Below are 11,728 nucleotides of genomic sequence, written 5' to 3'. Positions count from 1 at the left end.
GGACGGGGCCGCGGAGCCGCAGCCGCCCGCCGGAGTGCGCCGACCCACGGCCGCGGACCGTGCCCTCGAGCAGGTCCGCGAACACGCCCGCGCCCAGCGCGAGGCCGCCGCCCCGGCCGCCGCAGCCCCGGAGGAGGACGCGGGGGAGGACACCCCGTTCGCCCTGGACGACGCCCCAGGTCAGGGCTCCGGGGCCGCCGTGCCGTCGTCGTCCTCCGCCGTGCCCGCCAGCACCCCCGCGCCGGTGCCGCCGGTGACCGCCGAGCCGGCCCGCGGCACCCAGTCCGAGCTGGGCGGGGACGTGTCCTACACGCTGCCGCAGTCGGCCCTGCTCCCGGCCGGGCCCCAGCCGAAGGAGCGCTCCGAGGCCAACGACCGGGTCGTCGCCGCGCTGACCACCACGTTCACCGAGTTCAAGGTGGACGCCCAGGTCACCGGGTTCTCCCGCGGGCCGACGGTGACGCGCTACGAGGTCGAGGTCGCCCCCGGCACCAAGGTGGAGAAGGTGACGGCGCTGGAGAAGAACATCGCGTACGCGGTGGCCTCCTCGGACGTCCGGATCCTCAGCCCCATCCCGGGCAAGCGCGCGATCGGCATCGAGATCCCCAACACGGACAAGGAGGTCGTGGCCCTCGGCGACGTCCTGCGCTCGCAGGCCGCCCAGCGCACCGACCACCCGATGGTGATGGGCGTCGGCAAGGACGTGGAGGGCGGCTACGTGGTGGCCAACCTGGCGAAGATGCCCCACATGCTCGTGGCGGGCGCCACCGGCGCCGGCAAGTCCTCGTTCGTGAACTCGATGATCACCTCGATCCTCATGCGCTCCACCCCGGACGAGGTGCGCATGGTGATGGTGGACCCCAAGCGCGTCGAGCTCACCGCGTACGAGGGAGTGCCCCACCTGGTCACCCCGATCATCACGAGCCCGAAGAAGGCGGCCGAGGCGCTGCAGTGGGTCGTCAAGGAGATGGACACCCGCTACGACGACCTCGCGGCGTTCGGCTACAAGCACGTGGACGACTTCAACAAGGCCGTCCGGGCCGGCCAGGTGAAGCTGCCGCCGGACTCCAAGCGCGTGCTGCGCCCATACCCGTACCTGTTGGTCATCGTGGATGAGCTCGCGGACCTGATGATGGTCGCCCCGCGCGACGTCGAGGACGCGATCGTGCGCATCACCCAGCTGGCCCGTGCGGCCGGCATCCACCTTGTTCTCGCCACGCAGCGGCCGTCCGTGGACGTGGTCACGGGCCTGATCAAGGCCAACGTGCCCTCCCGCATGGCGTTCGCGACGTCGTCGGTCACGGACTCCCGCGTGGTCCTGGACCAGCCCGGCGCGGAGAAGCTGCTCGGCCAGGGCGACGCCCTGTTCCTGCCGATGGGCAAGTCCAAGCCCATGCGCGTGCAGGGGGCGTGGGTCAACGAGTCCGAGATCCACGCCGTCGTGGAGCACGTGAAGTCGCAGATGCAGGTCCAGTACCGCGCGGACGTGATCCCCGAGAAGACCGAGAAGGTCATCGACGAGGACATCGGCGACGACCTGGACCTGCTCCTGCAGGCCGTCGAACTCGTGGTCACCACGCAGTTCGGCTCCACGTCCATGCTGCAGCGTAAGCTGCGGGTGGGCTTCGCGAAGGCCGGCCGCCTCATGGACCTCATGGAGTCCCGCGGCGTCGTGGGCCCCTCCGAGGGCTCCAAGGCCCGCGACGTGCTGGTCAAGCCCGACGACCTCGCGGACGTGCTCGCCACCATCTCCGGAGACACCCCGCCCTCGGCCACCTCCGGCGACGGCGACGCCTCGGCGTCGGCCGGTCCGCGCGACCTGGTGCAGGAGGACCTGGACTCGCGCCCGGCCGCCGTGGACTGGAACGACGAGGACGATGATGAGGGATCGGAGGACGCGTGGCAGCTGACGGGCAGATGAGCGCGGCTGGCGGGGCGCAGCGCGTGTCCGCCTGGAACCTGCCGAACATCCTGACCTCGGTGCGCATCCTGATGGTGCCCTTCTTCGCCTGGGCGCTGTGGGTCGGCGGGCCGTGGGGCGGCGACTCGCTCGTCGCCCGGTGGCTCGCGCTGGCGCTGTTCGCGGCGGCCATGTACACCGACAAGCTCGACGGGGACATCGCCCGCGCCCGCGGGTTGATCACCGACTTCGGCAAGATCGCGGACCCCATCGCGGACAAGCTGCTCACGGGCACGGCCCTCGTGCTGTTCTCCCTGCTGGGGGAGCTGTGGTGGTGGGTGACCATCGTGATCCTGGTGCGCGAATGGGGCATCACCCTGATGCGCTTCGTGGTGATCCGCTACGGCGTGATGCCGGCCGGCCGCGGCGGCAAGCTCAAGACCGTGCTGCAGACCGTGGGCATCGGCCTGCTGCTCCTGCCCTTGGCCCCGGTCGTGGGCGGCTGGTGGCCGTGGGCCGGCTGGGTGGTCATCGGGGCCGCCACCGTGCTGACGGTGCTGACCGGTCTGGAGTACGTCAAGGACGCGTGGGTCCTGCGGCGGGACGCCCTCGCCGCCCAGCGGGGGGCCTGAGGCGATGACCATGGCAGGCGCCCAGGACGTGGTGCACGCGCTCGCGCACGCGGGCCGCACGGTGGCGACGGGGGAGTCCCTCACCGCCGGCCTGCTGGCCGCGCGCCTGGCCGACGTCCCCGGGGCGTCGGCCGTGCTGCACGGTGGCGTGGTGGCCTACCAGAACGCCGTGAAGACCGGCCTGCTGGGTGTGCCCGAGGACCTGCTCACGCGGGTCGGGGCGGTGGACGCGGACGTGGCCCGACGGATGGCCCTCGGCGCCCGCGCGGCCCTGGGCGCCGACGTCGGCGTGGCCACCACGGGCGTCGCCGGGCCCGAGCCCCACCAGGGCCGGCCGGTGGGCACCGTGTGGCTCGGCCTGGCCGTGCCCGACGCGGACGCGAACGCGTTGGACGTGCTCGGCGGCGAGCGCGACGGCGCAGCCACCGCAATCCTCCTCCGGCTCGACGGCGGCCGGGCTGCGATCCGGGAGGCCACCGTCGCCGCGGCGCTGCAGGCCCTGACGCGCCTGCTCGCCGGCCGCGGCCACTGAGGCGGCACGGAGGCGCCGACCGACCCGCCTCGGCGCCCCGTTCCTGGTGCCGGCCCGCCCCGCCGCGTAGGTTCGGCGCGATGGAGACCGCATCGCCTCCCACCCCGCCCGAGCATGCGCCGCAGGACGGCGACGACGCCCCGACCCCCCGCGTCATCGGCCTCGTGGCCGACCCGGGCACCCCGTGGGCGCTCGTGCGCCGCATCGCCGGGGACGTCGAGGACCGGCTCGACGAACGCCTGCGGCAGACCGGCGGCTGGCGGGTCGAGACCCGGCAGGAGTCGCTGCCGGTCGGTGCGACCGGGGGCATGGTCCTGGAGGAGCCGGTCCGCTCACTCGCGGACGGGCAGGGATGGGACACGGTGGTCGCCGTCGTCGACCTGCCCCGGTTCGACGACCGGCGCGGCGTGGTGGCGGACGTCGTGCCGCAGCTGCGGGTCGGTGTCGTGTGCGTCCCGGCGCTGGGGGTCATCACTCCGGCCCGCCGGCTGCGGGAGACGGTGCTGCGGATCGTCGAGCACATCGACACCGCCCCGCACGTGGACCCGCCGGACGGGGAGCTGGACGTGCAGTCCTCGGACGAGTCCGGCGAGGTGGAGGAGGACGGCGGCCCGTCCCCGGCGGACGAGCCCCCCGAGCCCGACACTGACGCGCTGCGGGGCATCGCCCCGCTGGTCGACGTCGACGCGGACGTGACCACGACCACCCGGATGGGCGGCGGGTCCCGGCGCACGTCCACGGTGTACGTGAAGGGCTGGGCGGGCACGCTGCGTCTGCTGGCCGGGATGGTGATGGCCAACCGGCCGCTGCTCATGCCGCGGGACATGACGTTCACGATCGCCTCGGCCAGCGCGGCCGGTGCCTACGGCGTGTTCTTCGGCTCCATCTGGGTGCTCTCCAGCGTGATGTCCCCGGTGCGGCTCGCGGCGGTCAGCGTGCTGTCCGTGGTGCTGCTGGTGGCGTGGCTGGTCACCACGAACGGCCTGTGGACGCACGGTGCGACCCACCGGCACAGCTCGCGGCTGGACAACCTCTCCACCGTGCTCACCGTCGGTCTGGCCTGCACCGTGGTCTACGTCCTGCTCTTCGTCACGCTGCTGCTGGTCGCGCTCATGATCATCCCCGTGGAGTATCTGGAGGAGGAGCTCGACCAGCCCGGCGGCGTGCGCGACTACGTGCGGCTCGTGTGGCTCGCGGCGTCGATGGGCACGATGGCCGGGGCCGTCGGCTCGAGCCTGGACGACTCCGACCGCATCCGGAACGCCACGTACTCCCTGCGGGAACGACATCGGCGCTCGGAGCGGCACGAGGGCGACGGGGCCGCCGAGGGCCCGACGGCGGAGGAGACCATGTCTCGGGAATGAACGCGACCCCGCCCGACGTTGAATGTAACGAGTCAAGAAGAGTGCCCCGGCGGGATCAGGCCCGCGGCCCGGCGCCCTTCAGGAAAAGTCCAGGAGCAGGCGATAGACATGATGCGACATCCCGTCCATTCCCACGGAATCACGCGCTGGGTCGATGACCAGCCCCGTCCCCGCGCGGCCGCCCCCGACATCAAGGAGCGCAGCATGCCCCTCCTCCGCCACGAGATCGGCGACGTCCTGCGCGACGTCCGGCAGCTCCAGGGCCGCACCCTGCGCGAGGTCTCGCACGACGCCCGTGTCTCGCTCGGCTACCTGTCGGAGGTGGAGCGCGGCCAGAAGGAGGCCTCCTCCGAGCTGCTGGCCTCGATCTGCCAGGCGCTGGACATCCCGCTGTCCTACCTGCTGCGGGAGGTCTCGGACCGGCTCGTGGAGCAGGAGGGCATGGTCGTCCCGGACACCCTGCCGGACGACCTCACGGACCCCAGCCTGGGCTCGCTGGCCGGCCGCTGACCCCGCCACACCCACGGCGCGGGCGCCCCGTCTCGGGGCGCCCGCGCCGTCTGCGTCCCCGTCCCTGACCCCGCGACCGACCACAGAGAGGACCGCCCGTGCGCGAGAGCGAGTTCCGCCGGCTGATGGACGAGGAGTTCGGCCCCGCCCGGGCCGGCCTCGTGGCCGACTCCCTGCACCTGCCCGGCCTGGACACCACCGCGACGGCGGCGCTCGCCGCCGGCGTGGACCCGCGGCGGGTCTGGCTGGCGGTCTGCGACCTGCATGAGATCCCGCAGGAGCGGCGTCTCGGTCGGGACGTGCCGCCGAAACGCTGACGCCGCGACGCGCTGGCGGGGCACTGCCCCTGTTCGAACACGTGTTCGAAGAATGCGGTAGAGTCCTGCACAGCAGTGCGACGGGGTGATCTCGTGCACAGGCGGGGCCGGCCACGCTTATCGTGTCCGCCGCCCCCCGTAGATTCACGGACATGACCGAGGCGGGCGCTCCAGCGTCCGCGGCAGCACCACCAGAGCTAGGGGTGAAGGATGAGCAAGGTGACGGATCGCGAGAAGGCCCTCGAGGCCGCTCTCGCCCAGATCGACAAGCAGTTCGGCAAGGGTTCCGTCATGCGGCTGGGGGACCAGACCCAGGCACCCGTCGAGGTCATCCCCACGGGCTCGGTGGCCATGGACGTGGCCCTGGGCATCGGCGGCCTGCCGCGCGGCCGCGTGGTGGAGATCTACGGCCCGGAGTCCTCGGGCAAGACCACCCTGGCCCTGCACGCGGTGGCCAACGCGCAGCGCAACGGCGGCATCGCGGCCTTCATCGACGCGGAGCACGCCCTGGACCCGGTCTACGCCCGCCAGCTCGGGGTGGACACGGACGCCCTGCTGGTCAGCCAGCCGGACACCGGCGAGCAGGCCCTGGAGATCATGGACATGCTCGTCTCCTCGGGCACCCTGGACATCGTCGTCATCGACTCCGTGGCCGCGCTGACCCCGCGCGCCGAGATCGAGGGCGAGATGGGCGACTCCCACGTCGGCCTGCAGGCCCGCCTCATGTCCCAGGCGCTGCGCAAGGTGACCGGCCGCCTGCACCAGACCAAGACCACGGCCATCTTCATCAACCAGCTGCGCGAGAAGATCGGCGTGTTCTTCGGCTCCCCGGAGACCACCACGGGCGGCAAGGCGCTCAAGTTCTATGCGTCCGTGCGCATCGACGTCCGCCGCATCGAGACCCTCAAGGAGGCCGGCAACCCCGTCGGCAACCGCACCCGCGTGAAGATCGTCAAGAACAAGATGGCCCCGCCCTTCAAGCAGGCCGAGTTCGACATCCTCTACGGGGTCGGCATCTCCCGCGAGGGCGGCCTGATCGACATGGGTGTCGAGGAGGGCATCGTCAAGAAGTCCGGCGCGTGGTTCACCTATGACGGGGACCAGCTCGGGCAGGGCAAGGAGAACGCCCGTCGCTTCCTCAAGGACAACCCGGACCTCGCCAACGAGATCGAGGAGCGCATCCTCACGAAGCTCGGCATCGGCGTGGCCCCGGAGGCCGAGGACGACGAGGCCCCGGCCCTGACCGCGGTTCCGGGGGACACCGCGGCCGGATGACCCGATCGCGCCGGAACGTCGGAGGCGGGGCCGCCCACCGGTCGGAGACGACCGGCCGGAGCGGCTCCGCTCCCGGTGCGTCCGCGTTCGACGACGCCCGGGACTCGGACGTGGGCCGGATGTGGCTCGATCTGGCCGGCGCACCGGAGCCGACGTCGTCCGACGCGGACGCCACGGAGGCCGCGCGGAACGCCGTGCCCGCGCACGATGCCGGGACCCCCGCGGGGGACGTCCCGGATCCCGCCCCCGGCGTGGCACCGGATCTCGGGGCCCTGCTGACTCGCGCGAGCGACCTGCCCAGCCCCGCGCCCGGCGCCGGGCCCCGGACGTTGCCCTGGTCCGGGCGCGAGGACACCCGGGAGGACACCGAGCGCCGGGGCCGGAAGCGGGCCACCACCACGCCCTCGCGGCGTGGCCGCCCGCGCGACGAGGGCCGCCCGGCCGTGGATCCCCGCCCCGCCGTCGAGACCGACCGCCCCCGACGTCGCCCCGGCCCGGCGCCCCTGCCCACCGCACCGCGTGAGCGCGAGGAGGCCGCACGCGAGGTCGTCCTGCGCCAGCTCGCCCTGGGCCCCCGCTCCCGCGGCCAGCTCGAACGCAAGCTCGCCGAGCGCCAGGCCGAGCCCGAGCTGATCGAGCGCGTCCTCGACCGCTTCGAGGAGGTGCGCCTCGTGGATGACGCCGCCTTCGCCGAGGTCTGGGTCCGCAGCCGTCACCGAAGCAAGGGCCTGGCGCGCCGTGCCCTCGGGCACGAGCTCCAGCAGAAGGGCGTGGACCGGGAGATCGCCGCCGAGGCGCTGGAGGCCATCGACGGCGAGGACGAACGGGCCGCCGCCCTCGACCTCGTGCGCCGACGGCTGCGGGGCCGCACCGTCCCCGGCGGTGCCTCGCCGGAGGCCCGGGCTGAGCGGGACAAGGTGACCCGCCGCCTCGTCGGCATGCTGGGACGCAAGGGCTACGGCGGCGGCCTCGCGTTCGCCGTCGTGAAGGAGGTCCTCGCCGAGCACGAGGAGTGAGCGGATCCGGGCCGCGCCCGGAGTTCCTAGAATGGTGCGGTGACTCTGACGGACCCCACCCCCCGCACCACCCCGCTCGCGCAGGACGGCGCCGCCGCGCGCCCGCACGAGGGTCTGACCTATGAGGTCCGCACCTTCGGCTGCCAGATGAACGTGCACGACTCCGAGCGCATCTCCGGCCTGCTCGAGTCCACCGGCTACGCCCCGGTCGCCGAGGACGCCCAGGCCGACCTCGTGGTCTTCAACACGTGCGCGGTCCGCGAGAACGCGGACAACCGCCTGTACGGCAACCTCGGCAACCTGCGCGCGGTGAAGGACGCGCACCCGGGCATGCAGATCGCCGTCGGCGGGTGCCTCGCCCAGAAGGACCAGGCCGCCATCCAGCGCAGGGCCCCGTGGGTGGACGTCGTCTTCGGCACCCACAACATCGGCTCCCTGCCCGTGCTGCTGGAGCGCTCGCGCCACAACGCCGAGGCCGAGATCGAGATCCTCGAGTCGCTCGAGGTGTTCCCCTCCACCCTGCCCACCAAGCGGGACTCCACGCACTCCGGCTGGGTGTCCATCTCTGTGGGCTGCAACAACACGTGCACGTTCTGCATCGTCCCGTCGCTGCGCGGCAAGGAGAAGGACCGCCGCCCCGGGGAGATCCTCGCCGAGGTGCAGGCGCTCGTCGACGCCGGCGCCGTCGAGGTCACGCTGCTGGGCCAGAACGTGAACACCTACGGCGTCGAGTTCGGCGACCGCGGCGCGTTCGCCAAGCTGCTGCGCGCGTGCGGGGAGATCGAGGGCCTCGAACGCGTCCGCTTCACCAGCCCCCACCCGGCCGCGTTCACGGACGACGTCATCGACGCGATGGCCGAGACCCCCAACGTCATGCCGCAGCTGCACATGCCCCTGCAGTCGGGCTCGGACAAGGTGCTCAAGGACATGCGCCGCTCCTACCGGTCCGCGAAGTTCCTGCGGATTCTGGAGAAGGTGCGCGAGCGCATCCCGCACGCCGCCATCACCACGGACATCATCGTCGGCTTCCCCGGGGAGACCGAGGAGGACTTCGCCGAGACGATGCGGGTGGTCGAGGCCTCCCGCTTCTCCTCCGCGTTCACCTTCCAGTACTCCATCCGCCCGGGGACCCCCGCCGGGGAGATGGACCACCAGGTGCCCAAGGCCGTCGTCCAGGAGCGCTTCGAGCGCCTCGTGGCGCTGCAGGACCGGATCTCGGCCGAGGAGATGGCCACGCTCGTCGGCACCCGCCAGGAGCTGCTCGTCACCGCCGACTCCGGCTCCAAGGCCGCCGAGCGCGGCCGCCTGTCCGGGCGCGCACCCGACAACCGCCTCGTGCACTTCTCCGTGCCCGCCGGCGCCGAGACCCCCCGCCCCGGCGACTTCGTCACCGTGACGGTCACCGAGGCCCACCCGTTCTTCGCCGTCGCCGACCCGACCGCCCAGGACTACGTCCTGCGCCGCTCCCGGGCCGGCGACGCGTGGGACCGCGCCCAGGCCGAGTCGTGCGGCGCGCCCGCCCCCGGCACGGCGGGCGGCTCCGGGGCCACGAGCCTCGGCATGCCGACCCTGCGCCCGCGGTCCTGATGTCCGCCGCCGCGGCCCGGCCGCCCGTCGTCGCCGTCGTCGGGGCGACGGCGACGGGCAAGTCCGCCCTCGCCGTCGCCCTGGCGCACGCGCTGGACGGCGAGGTGGTCAACGGGGACGCCCTGCAGTTCTACCGGGGGATGGACGTGGGCACGGCGAAGGTCACCCCGGCTGAACGCGAGGGCGTCCCGCACCATCTGCTGGACGTGCTCGACGTCGGCCAGGAGGCCTCGGTGGCGGCCTTCCAGTCCGCGGCCCGCGACCTGTTCGACCAGATCCGCGCGCGGGGTCGGACCCCGATCCTCGTGGGCGGCTCCGGGCTGTACGTGCGGGCGGCGCTGGACGTGCTCGAGTTCCCGCCCACGGACCCGGCGCTGCGGGCCGAGCTGGAGGCGCGCGCGCAGCGGGAGGGCCTGGCCGGGCTGAGGGCCGAGCTGGCCTCCCTGGACCCGGTCTCGGCGGAGCGGCTGCAGGACGCCCGCCGCATCGTGCGCGCGCTGGAGGTGTGCCGGCTGACGGGCCGTCCGTTCTCCGCGTTCATGCCGGAGCGCACGTACGCCCCGGAGGTCGCCCCCGTGGTGCAGCTCGGCCTGCGCCTGGACCGGGCCGAGCTGCACCAGCGGATCGCGGCCCGGGTGGAGCGCATGCTGGCCGAGGGGCTGCTGGACGAGGTCCGCCGCCTCGACGTCCCCGGGCCGGACGGGCTGCGGCAGGGACCGACCGCGTCCCGCGCGATCGGCTACGCCCAGATGCTCGCCGTCCTCGACGGCGAGCTCACCGAGGCGGAGGCGGCCGACCAGACCGTCGTGGCCACGCGCCGGTTCGCCCGCCGCCAGGAGACCTGGTTCCGGGCCGACCCGCGCGTCGTCTGGCTCGACGCGCAGGACGAGGACGTCGTGGCGGAGGCGCTCGCCGTCGTCGCCGGGGACGCCACCTAGACTGGGCCCATGACCGAGCAGCCCGCGGCGCCCGCCGCCCAGGACCCCCTCCACGCGAGCGCGCCGCGCGTGCCGTTCACGAAGGGCCATGGCACGGGCAACGACTTCGTGCTGATCGCCGACCCGGACGGCAACACGCAGCTCGACGCCCAGCGCGTCGCACGGCTGGCTGACCGGCACCGGGGGATCGGCGCCGACGGCGTCATCCGCGCCGTGCGCTCGGCACGCCTGCCGGAGGGTGAGGCGCTGCTCGCCGAGCACCCCGAGGCCGAGTGGTTCATGGACTACCGCAACGGCGACGGCTCGATCGCCGAGATGTGCGGCAACGGGGTGCGCGTCTTCGTGCACTTCCTGGTCGAGAAGGGCCTCGTGGACCTGGCCCCCGGCCGGGCGATCACCATCGGCACGCGCGCCGGCGTGAAGGCCGTGACCCGGCTCGAGCACGGCTACGCGATCGACATGGGCCCCTGGTCGTACCTCAACCCCGAGCTGGCGGAGGAGGCGGCGTCGGACTCGATGGTCCTCGCCCACGGCCTCACCGATCCGCGTCCGGCGCTGAGCGTCTCGATGGGCAACCCCCACACCGTGGTCCCGCTGGCCTCCTTCGCCGACCTGCAGGGCCTGGACCTGGGCCGCGCCCCCGAGGTGGACCCCGCCCCGCCGCACGGCACGAACGTCGAGTTCGTGGCCGCGCACGAGCCGCTCGTGCGCGAGGGCGTCGGCCGCGTGCGGATGCGCGTGCACGAGCGCGGGGTGGGCGAGACCCAGTCCTGCGGGACGGGTGCGTGCGCGGTGGCCGTGGCGATGCGCGCGTGGTCGGGCGACCAGGGCACCGACTCGTGGCTCGTCGAGGTGCCCGGCGGCGTGCTGGCCGTCGACGTCGTGCCGGGTCCGGAGGGGACCGAGCACGTGGTCCTCTCCGGCCCGGCCGAGCTGGTCTTCGACGGCGAACTCACCGCCTGACCGCTTTCGTTCGGGAAACAGCGGGCCACGGACCGCTGTCGTTCGGGAAACGGCGCCTCAGCGCGCCCGCGCCACCCGCAGGATCCGGAAGCCCTTGACGCTGTCCGCCCGCTCCGCGGTGAACCGGCTGGGCGCGCGCTCCTCGAGCATCCGGCCGATCCACGGCAGCAGCGAGTCCGCGCCGAGGTTCTTCTGCACCACCAGCCAGGCCTCGCCGCCGGGGGCCAGGCGCGGCAGCCACCGCTCCAGCAGGGCGTGCAGCGCCGGCTTGCCGATCCGGATGGGCGGGTTGGACCAGATGAGGTCGAACTCCGCGCCCTCGGGGACGTCCTCCGGCCGCAGTGCCACGAGATTGTCGAGACCCAGCGCCGCGGCGTTGTCGCGGGTCAGCTGCAGGGAGCGGTCGTTGACCTCGACGGCGGTCACCTCCGCCTCGGGCGACCGCAGCGCCAGCGTGAGGGCGATCGGTCCCCAGCCCGCGCCGACGTCGAGGAACCGGCCCCTCGCCGGCGGCGCGGGCACGGCCGAGAACAGGGCCGCGGTGCCCTTGTCCAGACCGTCCGGGGAGAAGATCCCGTTGGCCGTCTGGACCTCGACGTCGCGGCCGGCCAGGCGTGTCCGCACGGTGCGCCGCCGCTCGGGCGCGGAGGGGTCGGCGTCGAAGTAGTGGGATGCGGAGCTCACGGCGACCATG

Annotated in this window: 12 protein-coding genes; 11 read left to right on the top strand and 1 reads right to left on the bottom strand. The window is 73.5% G+C overall.

What is annotated here, in order from left to right:
* From SJ20_RS00720 to dapF, 11 genes are all read left to right on the top strand, one after another.
* On the top strand, positions 1-1,921 hold a 1,921-nt coding region (locus SJ20_RS00720), incomplete at its 5' end, for a DNA translocase FtsK (RefSeq protein WP_044658596.1).
* On the top strand, positions 1,918-2,532 hold the full coding sequence (locus SJ20_RS00715) for a CDP-alcohol phosphatidyltransferase family protein (RefSeq protein WP_044658592.1): 615 nt from the start codon (positions 1,918-1,920) through the stop codon (positions 2,530-2,532). The genes SJ20_RS00720 and SJ20_RS00715, both read left to right, overlap by 4 nt.
* Positions 2,533-2,542: 10 nt before the next feature.
* Positions 2,543-3,064 carry a CinA family protein gene (locus SJ20_RS00710; RefSeq protein ID WP_165577047.1) on the top strand — a complete coding sequence of 174 codons (522 nt, stop codon included), beginning with the start codon at positions 2,543-2,545 and terminating at the stop codon, positions 3,062-3,064.
* 80 nt (positions 3,065-3,144) lie between these two features.
* Positions 3,145-4,428: a hypothetical protein gene (locus SJ20_RS00705; RefSeq protein ID WP_131661423.1), complete on the top strand. Its 1,284-nt coding sequence runs from the start codon at positions 3,145-3,147 to the stop codon at positions 4,426-4,428.
* Between the two features lie 108 nt (positions 4,429-4,536).
* On the top strand, positions 4,537-4,938 hold the full coding sequence (locus tag SJ20_RS00700; RefSeq protein WP_036315027.1) for a helix-turn-helix domain-containing protein: 402 nt from the start codon (positions 4,537-4,539) through the stop codon (positions 4,936-4,938).
* Positions 4,939-5,036: 98 nt separating this feature from the next.
* Positions 5,037-5,255: a DUF3046 domain-containing protein gene (locus SJ20_RS00695; protein WP_002856506.1), complete on the top strand. Its 219-nt coding sequence runs from the start codon at positions 5,037-5,039 to the stop codon at positions 5,253-5,255.
* Between the two features lie 210 nt (positions 5,256-5,465).
* Positions 5,466-6,530 carry a recombinase RecA gene (gene recA / locus SJ20_RS00690; protein WP_041104259.1) on the top strand — a complete coding sequence of 355 codons (1,065 nt, stop codon included), beginning with the start codon at positions 5,466-5,468 and terminating at the stop codon, positions 6,528-6,530.
* Positions 6,527-7,546: a regulatory protein RecX gene (locus SJ20_RS00685; protein ID WP_041104261.1), complete on the top strand. Its 1,020-nt coding sequence runs from the start codon at positions 6,527-6,529 to the stop codon at positions 7,544-7,546. Before recA ends, SJ20_RS00685 begins: the two co-directional genes overlap by 4 nt.
* Positions 7,547-7,585: 39 nt before the next feature.
* Positions 7,586-9,133: a tRNA (N6-isopentenyl adenosine(37)-C2)-methylthiotransferase MiaB gene (miaB, locus tag SJ20_RS00680; protein WP_020628159.1), complete on the top strand. Its 1,548-nt coding sequence runs from the start codon at positions 7,586-7,588 to the stop codon at positions 9,131-9,133.
* The gene (gene miaA, locus SJ20_RS00675) at positions 9,133-10,071 is read left to right on the top strand and encodes a tRNA (adenosine(37)-N6)-dimethylallyltransferase MiaA (protein ID WP_044658595.1); all 939 of its coding nucleotides are present in this window, start codon (positions 9,133-9,135) and stop codon (positions 10,069-10,071) included. The genes miaB and miaA overlap by 1 nt, the downstream gene beginning before the upstream one ends.
* Before the next feature lie 9 nt (positions 10,072-10,080).
* Positions 10,081-11,034 carry a diaminopimelate epimerase gene (dapF, locus tag SJ20_RS00670; RefSeq protein ID WP_044658590.1) on the top strand — a complete coding sequence of 318 codons (954 nt, stop codon included), beginning with the start codon at positions 10,081-10,083 and terminating at the stop codon, positions 11,032-11,034.
* A gap of 57 nt (positions 11,035-11,091) precedes the next feature.
* Here dapF and SJ20_RS00665 read toward each other — a convergent pair whose 3' ends face one another.
* Positions 11,092-11,727: a class I SAM-dependent methyltransferase gene (locus SJ20_RS00665; RefSeq protein ID WP_020628156.1), complete on the bottom strand. Its 636-nt coding sequence runs from the start codon at positions 11,725-11,727 to the stop codon at positions 11,092-11,094.
* Position 11,728: the final 1 nt, after the last annotated feature.

The sequence above is a fragment of the Micrococcus sp. MS-ASIII-49 genome (assembly GCF_000946635.1).
GTDB classification, from domain to species: domain Bacteria; phylum Actinomycetota; class Actinomycetes; order Actinomycetales; family Micrococcaceae; genus Micrococcus; species Micrococcus luteus.
Note: the sequence above shows the minus strand (reverse complement) of the source record. Positions and strands in the feature narration are given on the sequence as shown.

Excerpts from the sequence above, each read along its gene's own strand:
- SJ20_RS00715 (WP_044658592.1), top strand. The coding sequence starts at position 1,918 with ATGAGCGCGGCTGGCGGGGCGCAGCGCGTGTCCGCCTGGAACCTGCCG.
- SJ20_RS00710 (WP_165577047.1), top strand. The coding sequence starts at position 2,543 with ATGGCAGGCGCCCAGGACGTGGTGCACGCGCTCGCGCACGCGGGCCGC.
- SJ20_RS00705 (WP_131661423.1), top strand. The coding sequence starts at position 3,145 with ATGGAGACCGCATCGCCTCCCACCCCGCCCGAGCATGCGCCGCAGGAC.
- SJ20_RS00700 (WP_036315027.1), top strand. The coding sequence starts at position 4,537 with ATGATGCGACATCCCGTCCATTCCCACGGAATCACGCGCTGGGTCGAT.
- recA (WP_041104259.1), top strand. The coding sequence starts at position 5,466 with ATGAGCAAGGTGACGGATCGCGAGAAGGCCCTCGAGGCCGCTCTCGCC.
- SJ20_RS00685 (WP_041104261.1), top strand. The coding sequence starts at position 6,527 with ATGACCCGATCGCGCCGGAACGTCGGAGGCGGGGCCGCCCACCGGTCG.
- miaA (WP_044658595.1), top strand. The coding sequence starts at position 9,133 with ATGTCCGCCGCCGCGGCCCGGCCGCCCGTCGTCGCCGTCGTCGGGGCG.
- dapF (WP_044658590.1), top strand. The coding sequence starts at position 10,081 with ATGACCGAGCAGCCCGCGGCGCCCGCCGCCCAGGACCCCCTCCACGCG.
- SJ20_RS00665 (WP_020628156.1), bottom strand. The coding sequence starts at position 11,727 with ATGGTCGCCGTGAGCTCCGCATCCCACTACTTCGACGCCGACCCCTCC.